This is a genomic window from Pseudomonas sp. MF08875 (assembly GCF_059862525.1).
Genome location: NZ_JCBCUW010000017.1, coordinates 1 through 17,145, shown reverse-complemented (window position 1 = coordinate 17,145; position 17,145 = coordinate 1). Strand labels below are relative to the sequence as shown.

Here is a 17,145-nt window from a genome sequence, read left to right as displayed (position 1 = left end):
TCGGTCAGGCCAGCCAGTCGCGGTCTTGCAGGAAGTAGTCGGTCAGGCGCGCTTCTTCGCTGCCAGGCTCGGGTTTCCAGTCGTAGCTCCAGCGCACTTGCGGCGGCAACGACATGAGGATCGACTCGGTACGCCCGCCCGATTGCAAGCCAAACAGGGTGCCACGGTCGTAGACCAGGTTGAACTCCACGTAACGGCCGCGGCGCAACTCCTGGAATTGGCGCTGCTGCTCGCTGTAGGCCTGGGCCTTGCGGCGCTGGACGATGGGCAGGTAGGCGTCGATGTAGGCGTCGCCGATGGCGCGCATGAAGGCGAAGCAGGTGTCGAAATCCCACTCGTTCAGGTCATCGAAAAACAGGCCGCCGATGCCCCGCGGTTCGTTGCGGTGCTTGAGGTGGAAGTAGCTGTCGCACCAGGCCTTGTAGCGCGGGTAGACATCGGCGCCGAACGGCGCGCAGGCCTGTTCGGCCACGCGGTGCCAGTGCACGCAGTCTTCGTCGTTGCCGTAGTAGGGGGTCAGGTCGAAGCCGCCGCCGAACCACCACACCGGTTCTTCGCCTTCTTTTTCTGCGATGAAAAAGCGCACGTTGGCGTGGGACGTTGGCACATAGGGGTTGTGCGGGTGGATCACCAGGGACACCCCCAGCGCCTCGAAGCCACGGCCGGCCAGCTCGGGCCGATGGGCGCTGGCGGACGGCGGCAGGCCGCTGCCGAATACGTGGGAAAAGTTGACGCCGCCCTTCTCGATCACCGCGCCGTTTTCGATCACTCGCGTGCGACCGCCGCCGCCGGCGGGCCGGGTCCAGGCGTCTTCGACGAAACGGGTGCCACCGTCCTCAGTTTCCAGGGCGGCACAAATGCGGTCTTGCAGGTCGAGCAGGTAGGCTTTTACGGCCTCGGTGCGGGTAGTCATGGCATCACCTTGAATCGGGCAAAGCTACACGGCGCTTCGTATGGAGCCTGAGGCCGGCGCAAATGGGCGCGTAGCATACCACTGCGCTCGCGTGCGCCGCAGTTGACGAAGATCAAGCTTAGGAGTCCGATAGGAGCCTTTGCCAACCGACCCGAGGACAGTGCAGATGGCCAAGCGTATTGAGTTCCGTGCCCATGGCGGCCCCGACGTATTGGAGTACGTGGACTACTCAGCGGCCGCGCCCGGCCCCCAGCAAGTGCAAGTGCGCAACAAGGCCATTGGCCTGAACTTCATCGACACCTATTTTCGCAGTGGCTTGTACGCGCCGCCGGCCTTGCCCTCGGGCCTGGGCGCCGAGGGCGCCGGGGTGGTGGAGGCGGTGGGCAGCGAAGTGACCCGGTTCAAGGTGGGCGACCGCGTGGCGTACGGCAGCGGCCCGTTGGGCGCCTACAGCGACCTGCATGTGCTGCCGGCGAACAACCTGGTGCATCTGCCCGAGGCCATCAGCTTCGAGCAAGCGGCGGCGGTGATGCTCAAAGGCCTGACGGTGCAGTACCTGTTGCGCCAGACCTATGCCCTCCAGGGCGGCGAAACCATCCTGTTCCACGCTGCGGCCGGTGGCGTGGGTTCGCTGGCGTGCCAGTGGGCCAAGGCCCTGGGCGTGAAGCTGATCGGCACCGTCAGCTCGCCCGAAAAAGCGGCGCTGGCCAAATCCCTCGGCGCCTGGGCGACCATCGACTACAGCCGCGAAGACGTCGCACAGCGTGTACTGGAACTGACGGACGGGAAAAAGTGCGACGTGGTGTACGACGGCGTCGGCAAGGACACCTGGCTGACGTCCCTGGACAGCGTGGTGCCACGGGGCTTGGTGGTGAGTTTCGGCAATGCGTCGGGCGCGGTGGAAGGGGTGAACCTGGGGATCCTCGCGGCCAAGGGCTCGCTGTACGTGACCCGGCCGACCCTGGCGACTTACGCCAACACCGCCGAAACACTGCAAACCATGGCCGATGAGCTGTTCGCCATGGTCACCAGCGGCAAGCTGAAGGTAGACATCAGCCAGCGATACCCACTGGCCGAAGCGGCCAAGGCGCAGACCGAGCTGTCGGCGCGGCGCACCACGGGGTCGACGATTCTGTTGCCTTGAGGGCGCTATCGCGAGCGGGCAGTCCCTAACCCGCCCGCACCACTTGGCCGGTGGCCAGGTCGCGGATCACGCTGGGGTTCTTGCGCCCGCCCAGGCGCCCGCCCAGCACCAGGTCCAGTTGCCCGCGAAAATACTGCTCCACCCGCAACCGGGTACGCGCCGCCGGGCGGCCCTGAGGGTTGGCCGAAGTGGACACCAACGGCCCGACCAGCGAGCACAAATCGCGCACTTGCGGGTGGTCGCTGACGCGCAGGGCCACGGTTTCGTGTACGCCGGTGATCCACTGCGGCAGCATCCCCCGGTGGGGCACCAGCCAGGTGTTGGGTCCCGGCCAGGTGCTGGCCATGCGGTCGATCCACAGGTCCGGGAAGTCTTCAAACAAAAAGTCGAACTGGCGGATGTTGTCCGCCACCAGGATCAGGCCTTTTTCCACCGAACGGCCCTTGAGCATCAGCAAGCGCTCGACCGCGTCGAGGTTCCACGGATCGCAACCCAGGCCCCACACGGCTTCGGTTGGATAGGCAATCACCGCCCCGGCGCGAATTTCTCGTGCGGCCTCTTGCACACGCCAACTATTGACCATCGCTGAGTCTCCAAAATGAAAGCTGCGCGCAGTTTACCGATCTTCCCGGTAAAGCCTAGCGCGCCAGCCAGCGCGCGCCTTCGCAAACGGCGCGGCCGTCCATCTCCAGCTCTGTCAGGGCCGCCAGCACCTTGGGCAAGGCCCAGCCACTGGCGGCGGCCAGGGCTTCGCTGGTGTGGGGCGCGGCGTGCAGCAGCGCCAGCAACGGGTGATCGCTGGGCGCCGGCGCCGCCTCGCAGGAGGGCGGTAGCTGCTGCCAGCCGCGCAGGGCTTCGAGCACGTGCTCGATGGTTTCCACCAGCACCGCGCCATCGCGGATCAACTGATGGCAACCCCGCGCTCCGGGGTGGTGGATGGAGCCGGGAATGGCATAGACCTCGCGGCCCTGTTCCGCCGCCAGCCGCGCGGTAATCAGCGAACCGCTGGCCACGCTGGCTTCCACCACCAGCACGCCGAGGGACAACCCGCTGATGATGCGGTTGCGCCGCGGGAAGTTGGCGGCGTTGGGCGCGGTCTCCAAGGGGAACTCGGACACCACTGCGCTACCGCCGTCGATCATGGCTTGCGCGAGGGTGCGATTGCGCTGTGGATAAAAATTTTCCAGGCCCGTGCCCAGCACGCCGATAGTCTGCCCGCCCACGTCCAGCGCGCCCTGGTGCGCCGCGCCGTCGATGCCCAGGGCCAGGCCGCTGGTAATGACAAAACCGGCGCCGGCCAGGCTGCGGGAAAACGTAGCGGCGGTGTCCATGCCCGGGCGCGACGCGCGGCGGCTGCCGACCATCGCCAACTGCGGTTTTTCCAGAATCTGCGGCGCGCCTGCGACGAACAACAGCGGCGGCGCATCGTCAATTTCCGCCAGCAGCGCGGGGTAGCCGGGCTGGTCCCACATCAGCAAATGCTGGCCCGGGCGCTCTAGCCAGGCCAATGCGTGGCTGGCGCCGTCGCGCACTTGGGGGTTGCGCCGGGCATCGCTACAGGCCGCCGGCAACCCCAAGGCGCGCCAGGCACTGGCCGGTGCGCTGAGGGCTTTGGAGGCCGAACCGAAGGCTTGCAGCAGCGTGTAAAAACGCCGCGGGCCGAGCTCCGGCAGGCGATGCAGGCGCAGGCGCGCTTCGAGTTCGGCAGGGGATAGAACGGTGGGAGCAGGTGTGGGCATCGGATCATCCTTGATCGATATAAGTCCCTTCGGAAAAGGAACAAGCTGTGGATAAGTCTGTTGGTAACTTGTTGAGAATCTGTGATTTCACCGGCCTTTTCAGGCCCTTCGCAGCGCCCATACGGCGACTGCTCGTTTCAACATCGGGGGAATCCCTTTATTATGTGCGTTCGCGCCCAACGCCTGAGCCCGCGTGGCTCGCTCCCCCAGGAGCGCGTTGGGCACCGGTCGCCCGTCAGGCCGCCGATTTCGCCCTTACTTCACACGTGCAGCAATTACGCTTATGGCCATTTTGAACATCCTCGAATTTCCCGACTCGCGCCTGCGCACTGTCGCCAAACCGGTGGCCGTAGTGGACGCCGAGGTGCGCCAGTTGGTCGATGACATGTTTGAAACAATGTATGAGGCCCCCGGCATCGGCCTGGCCGCCACCCAGGTCAACGTGCATAAGCGCGTGGTGGTCATGGATCTGTCCGAAGATCGCAGCGCGCCCCAGGTGTTCATCAACCCTGAGTTCGAGCCGCTGACCGAAGAAATGGGCGAGTATCAGGAAGGCTGCCTGTCGGTGCCGGAGTTCTACGAGAACGTCGAGCGCCCGTTGCGCGTCAAGATCAAAGCCCTGGACCGCGACGGCAAGCCATTCGAGCAGATTGCCGAAGGTCTGCTGGCGGTGTGTATCCAGCATGAGTGCGATCACCTCAACGGCAAGTTGTTCGTCGATTACCTGTCCACGCTCAAACGCGACCGGATCAAGAAGAAGCTGGAAAAGAAACATCGCCAGCAAGCTTGATCCCCTTCTTTCAAAGGCTTGCTGCAGCAAGCCTTTTTCTTTTTCGCGTGTTTTCAACCGAGAACTTTCATGACTGAGCCACTGCGCATTGTCTTTGCCGGCACCCCCGAATTTGCCGCCGAACACCTCAAGGCCCTGCTCGACAGCCCTTACCAGATCGTGGCCGTGTACACCCAGCCCGACCGCCCGGCCGGCCGCGGGCAAAAACTGGCGCCCAGCCCGGTCAAGCAACTGGCCCTGGAACACGGCATCGCCGTGCTACAACCGCCAACCCTGCGCAACGCCGAGGCCCAAGCCGAACTGGCGGCCCTCAAGCCCGACCTGCTGGTGGTGGTGGCCTACGGCCTGATCTTGCCGCAAGCGGTGCTGGATATTCCGCGCCTGGGCTGCATCAACAGCCACGCCTCGCTGCTGCCACGCTGGCGCGGGGCGGCGCCGATCCAGCGCGCCGTGCAAGCCGGCGATGCCGAAAGCGGCGTGACCGTGATGCGCATGGAACTGGGCCTGGACACCGGGCCGATGCTGCTTAAGGTCGCCACGCCCATCAGCGCCACCGACACCGGCGGCAGCCTGCATGACCGCCTCGCGCAAATCGGCCCGCCCGCCGTGCTGCAAGCCATCGCCGGGCTCGCTGCTGGCACCCTGCAAGGCGAAGTGCAGGACGACGCCCTCGCCACCTACGCCCACAAGTTGAACAAAGACGAAGCGCGTATCGACTGGAGCCGCCCAGCGGTGGAGTTGGAGCGCTTGGTGCGGGCCTTCTACCCGTGGCCGATCTGCCACAGCACGCTCAACGGCGAAGCGCTGAAAGTGCTCGCCGCCAGCCTGGCCGACGGCCACGGCGCACCGGGCGAGATTCTCGCCGCCAGCAAGGATGGCCTGGTGGTGGCCTGTGGCGAGCAGGCGCTGTGCCTGACCCGTCTGCAATTGCCCGGCGGCAAGGCGCTGAACTTCAGCGATTTGTTCAACAGCCGCCGTGAGAAATTCGCCCTGGGCACCGTCCTCGGCCACGCGGCGGATGCCCAATGAACCCGCGTCTGGCCGCCGCCAAGGCCCTGGCCGCCGTGCTCAGCGGCAAGGCCTCGCTCAACAGTTCGCTGCCGACCCAGTTGGATAAGGTGCAAGACCGCGACCGTGGTTTCACCCAGGACCTGGCCTTCGGCACCGCCCGCTGGCAGCCGCGGTTGTCGGCGCTGGCGGCCACGTTGCTGCAAAAACCCTTCAAGGCTGCCGATGCCGACGTCGAGGCGTTGTTGCTGGTGGGCCTGTACCAGTTGCTCTACAGCCGCGTGCCGGCCCACGCCGCCATCGGTGAAACCGTGGGTTGCGCCGACAAGCTGAAAAAGCCCTGGGCCAAGGCCCTACTCAACGCCGTGTTGCGCCGCGCCCAGCGCGAAAGCGAGGCGCTGTTGGCCGAGCTGGAGCACGACCCGGTGGTGCGCACCGCCCACCCGCGCTGGTTGCAAAAATCCCTCAAGGCCTTCTGGCCTCAGCAATGGGAAGCCATCTGCGCGGCGAACAACGCCCACCCGCCGATGATTCTGCGGGTCAACCGCCGCCATCATGGCCGCGACGCGTACCTCGGTTTGCTCAGCGCCGCAGGCGTGGCCGCCAAGGCGTGCGTGTTCAGCCAGGACGGCATCATCCTCGACGAGCCAAGTGACGTGCGCCAGTTGCCCGGTTTTGCCGAAGGCTGGATCAGCGTGCAGGACGAAGCCGCGCAACTGGCCGCCGACCTGCTCGACCTGGCCCCCGGCCAGCGCGTGCTCGACGCCTGCTGCGCGCCGGGCGGCAAGACGTGCCACATCCTGGAAGTCGAACCGGCCCTGGCCGGCGTGGTGGCCGTGGACCTGGAAGCCAAGCGCCTGGTGCGCGTGCGGGAAAACCTCGCGCGCCTGGGCCTGAGCGCCGAGTTGATCGCCGCCGATGGCCGCGACACCGCCGCGTGGTGGGACGGCAAGCCGTTCCAGCGCATCCTGCTGGACGCGCCGTGCTCGGCCACCGGGGTGATCCGCCGCCACCCGGACATCAAACTGACCCGCCAACCCGACGACATCGCCGCCCTCGCGGTGCTGCAAGGCGAGTTGCTCGACGCCCTGTGGCCGACCCTGGAGGTGGGCGGGGTGCTGCTCTACGCCACGTGCTCCACCTTGCCGACGGAAAACACCGAGGTTATCCAGGCGTTCTTGCAGCGCACCCCGGGCGCACGGGAGTTGGACATCGCCGGCCAACTGGGGCAGCCTGCCGCCGGCATCAAACAGCCCCACGGGCGCCAGTTGCTGGCGCAAGAGGGCGGGCATGACGGTTTCTACTACGCCAAGCTAATCAAGATCGCCGCCGCGCGCGGTTAACGGTTTTAAGGGAGTGAGCGGATGAAAATCATCATCCTCGGCGCAGGGCAGGTGGGCGGTTCGCTGGCAGAACACTTGGCCAGCGAAGCCAATGACATCACGGTGGTCGATACCGACGGCGAACGCCTGCGCGACCTCGGTGATCGCCTGGACATCCGCACGGTGCAGGGCCGCGGCTCGCTGCCGACCGTGCTGCGCCAGGCCGGCGCCGACGACGCCGACATGCTGGTGGCCGTGACCAACAGCGATGAAACCAACATGGTCGCCTGCCAGGTCGCCCACACGCTGTTCCACACCCCGACCAAAATTGCCCGCGTGCGCGAAGCGTCCTACCTGACCCGCGCCGACCTGTTCGACAACGACGCGATCCCGGTGGACGTGCTCATCAGCCCCGAGCAAGTGGTCACCAACTACATCAAGCGCCTGATCGAGCACCCTGGCGCCCTGCAAGTCATCAACTTCGCCGAGGGCAAGGCCCAACTGGTAGCGGTCAAGGCCTACTACGGCGGGCCGCTGGTGGGCCAGCAACTGCGCCAGTTACGCGAGCACATGCCGAATGTGGAGACGCGAGTCGCAGCTATTTTCCGACGCGACCGGCCGATCCTGCCCCAGGGCGATACGGTGATCGAAGCGGACGACGAAGTATTCTTCATCGCCGCCAAAGCGCACATTCGCGCGGTGATGAGCGAAATGCGCCGCCTCGATGAGAGCTACAAGCGCATCGTGATCGCCGGCGGTGGGCAGATCGGCGAACGCTTGGCCGAAGCCATCGAAAGCCGCTACCAAGTGAAGATCATCGAGATGAACCCGGCGCGCTGCCGCTACCTGTCCGATACCCTGGACAGCACCGTGGTACTGCAAGGCAGCGCTTCGGACCGCGACCTGCTGTTGGAAGAAAACATCGCCGAAGCCGATATTTTCCTGGCGCTAACCAACGATGACGAAGCCAACATCATGTCTTCGCTGCTGGCCAAACGCCTGGGCGCGCGCAAAGTGATGACCATCATCAACAACCCGGCCTATGTCGACCTGATCCAGGGCGGCGATATCGATATCGCCATCAGCCCGCAATTGGCCACCATCGGCACCTTGCTCACCCACGTGCGCCGCGGCGATATCGTCAGCGTGCACTCGCTGCGCCGCGGCGCCGCGGAGGCCATCGAGGCGATTGCCCACGGCGACTCCAAGTCGAGCAAGGTAGTCGGCAAGGCCATCGAGAACATCGGCCTGCCGCCGGGCACCACCATCGGCGCGATCATCCGCGACGAGGAAGTCATCATCGCCCACGACGACACGGTGATCGAAGCGGGCGACCACGTGATCCTGTTTCTTGTGGATAAAAAGCACATCCGCGATGTGGAAAAACTGTTCCACGTGGGGTTGAGCTTCTTCTAACCCCTTTGGCCTACCTCAAGAAGGAATCCATCCATGCTCGATTCCCTGGAAAAAATGCTCGCCAAGGGTGTGGATAACGCCCTGCTGCGCTTCGGCCTGGGCAAGGGCTACCTGGACCTGGGCGACAACGCCCGCGCAGCCGAGCACTTCACCCGCTGCGTAGCTTTTGACCCTAAGTATTCGGCAGCCTGGAAGCTGTTGGGTAAGGCGCACCTGGGCCTGGCCGACCGCGCCGGCGCACGGCACGCCTGGGAGCAGGGGCTGGAAGCGGCCCGCAGCCATGGCGACAAGCAGGCAGAAAAGGAAATGAGCGTGTTTTTGAAGAAGCTCGACCGCCAGGCGCAATGACCGCGGCGGCTACAGGTAGCGCAACGCGATCCCTTCGGCATCGACTTGCACCACTTCCATGCGCACCCGCGGCGCCACCACGGGCAGGCCTTGCACCTGGCCGTAGACCACCGCGCCCTTGCTCAGCCCCGCCAGGGCCGGGTGTTTGACGTACACCCCGCTGGCGGAAAGGTGGCGGGTCTGGCCCAGGCATTCGCCGAAGCTTTCATGCTGGATCTTGATGCGAAAGGATTTGCGTAGATCGGACATCTGTTGCGCCCTATTGAACCTTTGCGTTGTGGATAACCCTGCAAGAAGGTTATCCACAGATCGTGCCAATGCACTCAGTACCAGCGAGCCTCGCCCGGTGGGCGCTTTTTGAAGCGCTTCATGCTCCACATGTATTGGCTTGGGTAAGCCGCCACATACTTCTCCACCACCTGGCTCATGGCCGCGCAAGACGTTTGGGTATCGGTGCTGTACATGGCCTCTGGCGCAGCTTCGAGGATCACTTTGTAGCCCGAACCGTCCGGCAGGCGCAGGGCATGCAGGAACACGCCCACGGCTTTGCCGCCGGCGAGCATGTTGGGCACGAACTTGCTGGTCAGGGCCTGGGTGGCGAAAAACGGCACGAAGATACCGGCGGATTCGGCCGGTTCCGGGTCAGCCGGGATGCCCACTGCACCACCTTTGCGCACTTCCTTTATGACACTGAGGATGCCTTCTTTGGTCGATGCCGCGACGCGGTTGCCCAGTTGCACGCGTTGCTTGCGCAGCAGGTCGTCCACAGCTTTGAGCTTGGGCGGGCGGTAGAAAATAATCGGTTTGCACTGGCTGCAATAGAAGTGGTTGAGCACTTCCCAGTTGCCCAGGTGGCTGGTGATACCGACCACGCCTTTGCCCGAGGCCAGGGCCTCCTTGAGCACCTCCAGGCCTTCGACTTCGCGCACCAGATCGATGGAGCGCTGCGCCGGCCAGATCCACGCGCAGGCGCTTTCGGTCAGCGACTTGCCGATGTCCCTCAGGCTGCGCCCGACCAATTGCTCGCGCTCGGCGGGGTCCATGTCGGGGAAGCACTTGCTCAGGTTGATGCGCACCACGTCGCGCGAACGGTTCGGGGTTTTCCACATCACCCAGCCAATGGCCGCGCCCACTGCTTGCACGGCCCGCCACGGCAGCAGGGCAAACAACCGCAGAGCGCCTACCAGCAAGGCGCCTTTCAACTTATCCACAGGTCACTCCTGATCTCATGTGCTGTGTGCGAACCGCGCATTCTAACCGCGTGCGGCCAAGGGCGCGTAGCGATCACAGTCAACGGTGTGGTCCATGACCATGCCCGAGGCCTGCATCAGCGCATAACAGATGGTCGGGCCAACGAAGGTGAAGCCGGCCTTTTTCAGGCCCCGGCTCATGGCTTCGGCTTCGGGGGTAACCGCGGGGACTTCGCTGCGGTCCTTGAAGTGGTTGATTTTCGGCTGCCCACCGACGAACGACCACAGCAGCGCCACCGGGTCGTCCTGGGCCAGCCACGCCTGGGCGTTGCGCCGGGCGGCGTTGAGCTTCAGGCGATTGCGGATGATCCCGGGGTCGAGCATCAATTGCTCGATTTCGGCGTCGCTCATCTGCGCCACGCGCTGCACATCAAAGCCGAACAGGACCTGGCGATAATGTTCGCGTTTGCGCAAAACCGTGATCCAGGACAACCCGGCCTGGAACCCTTCGAGCAATAACAACTCGAACAGACGCTGCGCATCGCGTAGCGGCACGCCCCACTCCTGATCGTGATAAGCCATGTAAAGCGGATCTTGTGAGCACCAAAAGCAGCGTGGCATAAGGCTCCAGGGGGCGTGCGCGCAAATGAATCGGGTATACTCCCGCTCTTTAAATCGCAGCCCAAGAAACAGGTGAATTTGTGAGCCAGCCTACGCCAGCCGTGCGTACCTTCCAAGACTTGATCCTCGCGCTCCAGCAATACTGGGCCGAGCAAGGTTGTGTGGTACTTCAGCCCTACGATATGGAAGTAGGCGCCGGCACTTTTCATACCGCCACGTTCCTGCGCGCCATCGGCCCGGAAACCTGGAACGCCGCTTATGTGCAGCCCAGTCGTCGCCCGACTGACGGCCGCTACGGCGAAAACCCGAACCGTCTGCAGCACTACTATCAGTTCCAGGTTGTCCTGAAGCCGAACCCGGACAACTTCCAGGAGCTGTACCTGGGCTCGCTCAAGCACGTGGGCCTGGACCCGCTGGTGCACGACATCCGCTTCGTCGAAGACAACTGGGAATCGCCGACCCTGGGCGCCTGGGGCCTGGGCTGGGAAGTCTGGCTCAACGGCATGGAAGTCACCCAGTTCACCTACTTCCAGCAAGCGGGCGGCATCGAGTGCTACCCGGTGACCGGCGAAATCACCTACGGCCTCGAACGCCTGGCCATGTACCTGCAGGGCGTGGACTCGGTCTACGACCTGGTCTGGGCCGATGGCCCGTTCGGCAAGGTGACCTACGGCGACGTGTTCCACCAGAACGAAGTGGAGCAATCGACCTACAACTTCGAGCACGCCAACGTCGAGAAACTGTTCGAGCTGTTCGACTTCTATGAAAGCGAAGCCAAGCGCCTGATCGAACTCGACCAGCCGCTGCCGTTGCCCAGCTATGAAATGGTGTTGAAGGCGTCCCACACCTTCAACCTGCTGGACGCGCGCCGGGCGATCTCGGTGACCGCGCGCCAGCAATACATCCTGCGAGTGCGCACCCTGGCGCGTTCCGTCGCCCAAGCCTACCTGCTGGCCCGCGCCAAGTTGGGCTTCCCGATGGCAACCCCGGACCTGCGTGATGAAGTGTTGGCTAAGCTGGAGGCTGCACAATGAGTGCTCAAGATTTTCTGGTTGAACTGGGCACCGAAGAACTGCCACCCAAAGCCCTGAATACCCTGGCCGAAGCGTTCCTCGCCGGTATCGACAAAGGCCTGCAGGCCGCGGGCCTGGGCTATGAAGCCAAGCAGGTCTACGCCGCGCCGCGCCGCTTGGCCGTGCTGATTACCGCGCTCGCCACCCAACAACCGGACCGCAGCATCAACCTCGACGGCCCGCCCCGCCAGGCCGCGTTCGATGCCGAAGGCAACCCGACCCAAGCCGCCCTTGGCTTTGCCAAGAAGTGTGGCGTGGAGCTGAGCGAAATCGACCAGAGCGGCGCGAAACTGCGCTTCAGCCAGGTCATCAAGGGCAAGCCAACCGCCAGCCTGCTGCCGACCATCGTCGAAGACTCCCTCAACGACCTGCCGATTCCCAAGCGTATGCGCTGGGGCGCGCGCAAAGAAGAATTCGTACGCCCAACCCAATGGCTGGTGATGCTGCTCGGTGACCAGGTCATCGACTGCACCATCCTGGCGCAAAAGGCCGGCCGCGATTCCCGTGGGCACCGCTTCCACCACCCGGACAGCGTGCGCATCACCTCGCCAGCCAACTACCTGAACGACTTGCGCGCCGCCTATGTACTGGCCGACGCCAACGAGCGCCGCGCCATCATCAGCCAGCGCACCGCAGAACTGGCCACCCGCCAGGAAGGCACCGCGATCGTGCCGCCAGCGCTGCTCGACGAGGTGACTGCCCTGGTGGAATGGCCCGTGCCGCTGGTGTGCTCGTTCGAGGAACGCTTCCTCGACGTGCCCCAGGAAGCCCTGATTACCACCATGCAGGACAACCAGAAGTACTTCTGCCTGCTGGACGCTGATGGCAAGTTGCTGCCGCGCTTTATCACCGTAGCCAACATCGAAAGCAAAGACCCACAGCAGATCATCGACGGTAACGAGAAAGTGGTTCGCCCACGCCTCACCGACGCCGAGTTCTTCTTCAAGCAAGACAAGAAGCAAAAACTCGAAGCCTTCAACCTGCGCCTGCAAAACGTGGTGTTCCAGGAAAAACTGGGCAGCGTCTACGACAAGGCCGAGCGTGTTTCCAAGCTGGCGGCGCACATCGCCACCCGCATCGGCGGCGACGCCACCCGCGCGGCCCGTGCCGGCCTACTGTCCAAGTGCGACCTGGCCACCGAGATGGTCGGCGAGTTCCCGGAAATGCAGGGCGTGGCCGGCTACTACTACGCCCTCAACGATGGTGAGCCGCAAGACGTCGCCCTGGCCCTGAACGAGCAGTACATGCCCCGTGGCGCCGGCGCCGAACTGCCGAGCACCCTCACCGGCGCGGCCGTGGCGATTGCCGACAAGCTCGACACCCTGGTAGGGATCTTCGGCATCGGCATGCTGCCCACCGGCAGCAAAGACCCCTACGCCCTGCGCCGTGCCGCCCTCGGCGTGCTGCGCATCCTGATCGACAAGAAACTCGACCTCGACCTGACCGACGCCGTGGCCTTCGCGGTCAATGCGTTCGGCGCCAAGGTCAAGGCCGCGGGCCTGGCCGATCTGGTGCTGGAATTCATCTTCGACCGCTTGCGCGCTCGCTATGAAGATGAAGGCGTGGACGTTGCCACCTACCTCTCGGTGCGCGCCCTGAAACCCGGCTCGGCCCTGGACTTCGACCAGCGTGTGCAAGCGGTGCAGGCCTTCCGCCAACTGCCGGAAGCGGCAGCGCTGGCGGCAGTGAACAAGCGGGTATCGAACTTGCTGAGCAAGGTCGAAGGCAATATCCCAACCACCGTTGAAGCCAAATACTTCGACAATGCCAACGAGTTCTCCCTGTACTCGGCCATCCAGCAAGCCGACCAGGCTGTGCAACCGATGGCGGCGGCGCGTCAGTACCGCGAGTCCCTCGCACGCCTGGCAGCCCTGCGTGAACCCGTTGACGCTTTCTTCGAAGCGGTAATGGTCAACGCGGAAGATGCCAACGTGCGGGCCAACCGCTACGCGCTGTTGGCACGTCTGCGCGGCCTGTTCCTGGGCGTTGCCGACATTTCGCTGTTGGGCTAGGGAGTCGCCGTTGAAACTGCTGATGCTCGATCGGGACGGGGTCATCAACTATGACAGCGACGCTTACATCAAGTCGGTCGAGGAGTGGACTCCACTGCCCGGCTCGGTCGAAGCCATCGCGCAGTTGAGCAAGGCCGGATGGACGGTGGCCGTCGCCACCAACCAGTCCGGCATTGCTCGCGGCTACTACGACATCGCCACGCTGGACGCCATGCACCAGCGCCTGCGCGCCCTGGTGGCGGAGCAGGGGGGTGAGCTGGGCCTGATCGTCTACTGCCCCCATGGCCCCGATGAAGGCTGCGATTGCCGCAAACCCAAACCCGGCCTGCTGAAAACCATCGCGGCTCATTACCAGGTGGAATTGGCCCGTGTCTGGTTCGTGGGCGACAGCATCAGTGACCTGGAGGCAGCCAAAGCCGTCGACTGTCAGCCAGTTTTGGTAAAAACCGGTAAAGGCGAAAAGACTCTGGGCAAAACCCTACCGGTGGGCACCTTGATTTTTGACGATCTGGCGGCGATTGCCGCTGAACTTATCCACAACTAGGGTTCTTCTGACGTCCTGACCAGGGAATGTTCGGGAGTGCGCTTGAACAGGCGGGCAATGCCCGCAACGGTAAATGTCGCTATGTCGATCTTGCAGGCAATCAGGACCTTCTTCTTTTACCTGCTGCTGGGCACCAGCTCCTTGCTCTGGTGCAGCCTGAGCTTTTTCATCGCGCCTTTTCTGCCTTTCAAGGCCCGCTATCGCTTCATCAACGTCTATTGGTGCCGTTGTGCGCTGTGGCTGAGCAAGGTCTTTCTCGACATCCGCTTTGAAGTCAAAGGCGCCGAGAACGTCCCTGCACAACCCTGCGTCATCCTGTCGAACCACCAAAGCACCTGGGAGACGTTCTTTCTCTCCGCCTATTTCCAGCCCTTGAGCCAAGTCCTCAAGCGCGAACTGCTGTTCGTGCCCTTCTTCGGCTGGGCCATGGCCATGCTGCGCCCGATCGCCATCGACCGCGACAACCCCAAGGCCGCCCTCAAGCACGTCGCCAAAAAAGGCGATGAACTGCTCAAGGACGGCGTCTGGGTCCTGATCTTCCCCGAAGGCACCCGCGTCCCCTTCGGCCAGGTCGGCAAATTCTCCCGAGGCGGCACCGCCCTGGCCGTCAACGCCGACCTGCCCGTCCTGCCCATTGCCCACAACGCCGGCAAATTCTGGCCAAAAACCGGTTGGGCGAAAAAAGCCGGCGTCATCACCGTCGTCATCGGCGAACCCATGTACGCCAACGGCACCGGCCCCCGCGCCATCGCCGAACTCAACGACCGCGCCGCCGCTTGGAACGAACAAACCCAACGCGACATGGGCTCCCTGCCGCCGAGCATGGCTGAAGTGGAAAAAGTGGCTGTTTAAAATCTGTGGATAAACTGTGGGTGTTTTAACTATGGAGTTAACTGGCCTTATACCATTGATTTATATATATATTTCTTAAGGGCATAAAGCTCATGAAAAGGTGCATAATTTTTATGACCTGATAGGCCATAACTGAAATTCTTTCTTTTAGAGGTTCGGATTTTTTCATCATAAAACCCGCTGGCATCCATCATTACAGGTGAGCGAAATAACCTCACCACAGAAATACGTTAATCAAAACTCAGCGATGGCTAACAAACAATCAGCATTTGCTAGAACAATTTGAAGTAACCGTACATACGCCGTTAAAAATGGATAAGTCGCTTACTCGCAAACAAAGTTACCTCACGCGTAAAAACCAAAATAAAACCTGACAACTAAACATTTCTGCGAATTGAACATGCAAAGGTTAGTTTTAAAAATCAACTTCTTCGGGATTTCATTCTATATCGCTTAACAGCATTAGCCAATTTAAAAAGCCCTATCAAGATAGCCTTATGCACTAAGCCTATGCCTTCCAAATGTTTGACGCCCGATGTCCATTGAACTCGCCGGATATAGTCTATGACTTGGCGACGAGAGTGCGAACTAACAGCTGATAGCGCTATAGTTGACAATGCAGGGGCTTTATTTTTTTGGAAAATTTCACCGAAACCAAAAACATCATGCTGTGGGGTATCTATAAAAATGCGGGCCAAGTCTGTGTCTGGGTTGGTGCTTAATTTCTTCCAAATATGTACTGCAGACTTATGAAGTTCCATAGAGCTAACGACATAACGCTCTAGATAGGGCCCCCATACTTTCGACGCGCAGGCAACTCCATTTTGAAAATGAATAGAGAACTCATCATGAGATCTATTCTCATCTTCTGAGACTTTTCGCTGAGCTTCAACTTTTCCATCGATCATCAAATATCTTTCAGCACTTCCTTTATTAGAAGTGCAGAGCATTTCAAGTACAGCAAATGCCTCAAACAACGCCGCTTTATCTGGGTCGCTTAACTCATTAACGCCATAAGCGGACTTTGTGGTATTCCTCCCTTGAGGATTTATCACTTTCCGGAGGCCGAGGTACATACCGTGTAAATGTGCAGTGGATTTTATACGAGCCAAATTATCTTGGATCGTACCGCGCCAGCCAATATCAACAACACCAACATTGCCGTTTTGGGTAAGTCCTTTAGTCTCAAGGTAACAGCTCAACAAACCACGCTGTTCCTGCATCTGCTTTTGCACCGCATTAATAAAGATGGTCGAGCTAATAAGTTTTTTTAACGGCTCACTGTCTTCCGGATTATCGATTATATCCGTCGGCTGCAGGCCCACCTCTTTTAGAAGTTCAGAAAACGATTCGCACTCAAGACCCAACGTAGAGAATAAACCAGATATTTTTTGCGAACGATTCAAACGCCAAATCCGATTGAACTCTTCTATCGATACAGCCTCCATCGACGCAACAAATGTAGCTAAGCGGCTAACCTCGAGCTGCTCTTGCGAGGGCAGCGGATGCCCAAAAAACTCATTAGTAGGAAAAATAGTTTCATATATCCGCTGAAAAAATTCGCCTTCGCGTGTAAGAAAAAAAATCTTATCCAGTTTCTGTACAACAGCTTCCTCAGCTATCCACATAGCAAATCCAATGAATAGAGGCGCTGCCTCGATACCAAATCGAAATGCTGAGGCCTCTATCGTTTGCAATTTAGATAGTGGAGTTATAGATGCTTGAATGCTGAGTCGGCGTAGATGCTGGAACAATACATCTCGTGAAACAAACAGACCTTCACGCTGCTCCCTGGCGCTATGAGAATGCTCCGGGACAAAAGATATGCCTTTCACACCTAGAGAGAGAGGCATCTCCACATCCGACCAGGGATGATCTCCAATATGAACATGCTCTTCTGGTTTTATGCCATAACGTTCATGTAGATACCTAAACAACGCTCCCGAGCGTTTGTTAAGACCCACATCACATGAACTTAAGCCGTCTTCATATACATGACTCAGACCTTTTTGCGCAAGCAGCTGCTTTAGGCTCTGTACGTAAACCCAAGAAATACGATTTTCTGTAAAATACACCGCCATTAAAGCCAGGAGGCCAAGATGGCAAAGCGGTATGAACTCCCCGACGCAGCCTGGGATCTGGTTGCAGATATCTTCACCAAAAATCAGCGCAC

General features: G+C 61.3%; 17 protein-coding genes. 10 read left to right on the top strand and 7 right to left on the bottom strand.

The features are described from left to right. Positions 1–4: 4 nt before the first annotated feature. The gene (hemF, locus tag AC19YT_RS11975) at positions 5–913 is read right to left on the bottom strand and encodes an oxygen-dependent coproporphyrinogen oxidase (RefSeq protein WP_095110215.1); all 909 of its coding nucleotides are present in this window, start codon (positions 911–913) and stop codon (positions 5–7) included. 166 nt (positions 914–1,079) lie between these two features. Here hemF and AC19YT_RS11970 point away from each other — a divergent pair, with 166 nt between their 5' ends. Next, positions 1,080–2,057 (top strand): NADPH:quinone reductase, encoded by a 978-nt coding sequence (locus AC19YT_RS11970; protein ID WP_500598650.1) that lies wholly within the window; start codon positions 1,080–1,082, stop codon positions 2,055–2,057. Positions 2,058–2,082: 25 nt separating this feature from the next. Here the strand turns inward: AC19YT_RS11970 and tsaC are convergent, their stop codons facing one another. Both tsaC and dprA read right to left on the bottom strand, forming a co-directional pair. Next, the gene (gene tsaC / locus AC19YT_RS11965) at positions 2,083–2,640 is read right to left on the bottom strand and encodes an L-threonylcarbamoyladenylate synthase type 1 TsaC (RefSeq protein ID WP_095110211.1); all 558 of its coding nucleotides are present in this window, start codon (positions 2,638–2,640) and stop codon (positions 2,083–2,085) included. A 55-nt stretch (positions 2,641–2,695) separates the two neighbouring features. Further along, positions 2,696–3,796 (bottom strand): DNA-processing protein DprA, encoded by a 1,101-nt coding sequence (gene dprA / locus AC19YT_RS11960; protein WP_500598648.1) that lies wholly within the window; start codon positions 3,794–3,796, stop codon positions 2,696–2,698. Positions 3,797–4,079: 283 nt separating this feature from the next. On the opposite strand from dprA, the gene def reads away from it, so the two are divergent. The 5 genes from def (at position 4,080) to AC19YT_RS11935 (ending at position 8,680) form a co-directional block, all read left to right on the top strand. Beyond that, on the top strand, positions 4,080–4,586 hold the full coding sequence (gene def, locus AC19YT_RS11955) for a peptide deformylase (protein ID WP_095110206.1): 507 nt from the start codon (positions 4,080–4,082) through the stop codon (positions 4,584–4,586). A gap of 69 nt (positions 4,587–4,655) precedes the next feature. Then, entirely contained in the window at positions 4,656–5,615 is a 960-nt protein-coding gene (gene fmt, locus AC19YT_RS11950) for a methionyl-tRNA formyltransferase (protein ID WP_500610304.1), read from the top strand. Further along, complete coding sequence (gene rsmB / locus AC19YT_RS11945; RefSeq protein ID WP_095110203.1) at positions 5,612–6,937, top strand: 16S rRNA (cytosine(967)-C(5))-methyltransferase RsmB; 1,326 nt, start codon at positions 5,612–5,614, stop codon at positions 6,935–6,937. The genes fmt and rsmB overlap by 4 nt, the downstream gene beginning before the upstream one ends. A gap of 21 nt (positions 6,938–6,958) precedes the next feature. Then, positions 6,959–8,332 (top strand): Trk system potassium transporter TrkA, encoded by a 1,374-nt coding sequence (trkA, locus tag AC19YT_RS11940; protein ID WP_095110201.1) that lies wholly within the window; start codon positions 6,959–6,961, stop codon positions 8,330–8,332. A gap of 33 nt (positions 8,333–8,365) precedes the next feature. After that, positions 8,366–8,680 (top strand): tetratricopeptide repeat protein, encoded by a 315-nt coding sequence (locus AC19YT_RS11935; protein WP_095110199.1) that lies wholly within the window; start codon positions 8,366–8,368, stop codon positions 8,678–8,680. Between the two features lie 9 nt (positions 8,681–8,689). Here AC19YT_RS11935 and AC19YT_RS11930 read toward each other — a convergent pair whose 3' ends face one another. The 3 genes from AC19YT_RS11930 to AC19YT_RS11920 form a co-directional block, all read right to left on the bottom strand. Beyond that, on the bottom strand, positions 8,690–8,929 hold the full coding sequence (locus AC19YT_RS11930) for a pilus assembly protein PilZ (RefSeq protein WP_095110197.1): 240 nt from the start codon (positions 8,927–8,929) through the stop codon (positions 8,690–8,692). 74 nt (positions 8,930–9,003) lie between these two features. Further along, positions 9,004–9,891: a lysophospholipid acyltransferase gene (locus tag AC19YT_RS11925; RefSeq protein ID WP_500610303.1), complete on the bottom strand. Its 888-nt coding sequence runs from the start codon at positions 9,889–9,891 to the stop codon at positions 9,004–9,006. Between the two features lie 42 nt (positions 9,892–9,933). Next, a complete protein-coding gene (locus AC19YT_RS11920; protein ID WP_095110193.1) occupies positions 9,934–10,491 on the bottom strand; it encodes a DNA-3-methyladenine glycosylase I in 558 nt (185 codons plus the stop codon). Between the two features lie 80 nt (positions 10,492–10,571). On the opposite strand from AC19YT_RS11920, the gene glyQ reads away from it, so the two are divergent. From glyQ to AC19YT_RS11900, 4 genes are all read left to right on the top strand, one after another. Further along, positions 10,572–11,525 (top strand): glycine--tRNA ligase subunit alpha, encoded by a 954-nt coding sequence (gene glyQ / locus AC19YT_RS11915; protein WP_003213601.1) that lies wholly within the window; start codon positions 10,572–10,574, stop codon positions 11,523–11,525. Further along, positions 11,522–13,576 carry a glycine--tRNA ligase subunit beta gene (gene glyS, locus AC19YT_RS11910; RefSeq protein WP_095110191.1) on the top strand — a complete coding sequence of 685 codons (2,055 nt, stop codon included), beginning with the start codon at positions 11,522–11,524 and terminating at the stop codon, positions 13,574–13,576. The genes glyQ and glyS overlap by 4 nt, the downstream gene beginning before the upstream one ends. A gap of 22 nt (positions 13,577–13,598) precedes the next feature. After that, positions 13,599–14,120, top strand: a complete 522-nt coding sequence (gmhB, locus tag AC19YT_RS11905) for a D-glycero-beta-D-manno-heptose 1,7-bisphosphate 7-phosphatase (RefSeq protein ID WP_500598714.1) — start codon at positions 13,599–13,601, stop codon at positions 14,118–14,120. 81 nt (positions 14,121–14,201) lie between these two features. Further along, positions 14,202–14,972 (top strand): lysophospholipid acyltransferase family protein, encoded by a 771-nt coding sequence (locus AC19YT_RS11900; RefSeq protein ID WP_500610302.1) that lies wholly within the window; start codon positions 14,202–14,204, stop codon positions 14,970–14,972. A gap of 422 nt (positions 14,973–15,394) precedes the next feature. On the opposite strand, the gene AC19YT_RS11895 is transcribed toward AC19YT_RS11900, so the two are convergent. Then, the coding region (locus tag AC19YT_RS11895; RefSeq protein WP_500610301.1) for a hydrolase at positions 15,395–17,145 on the bottom strand (1,751 nt) is incomplete at its 5' end.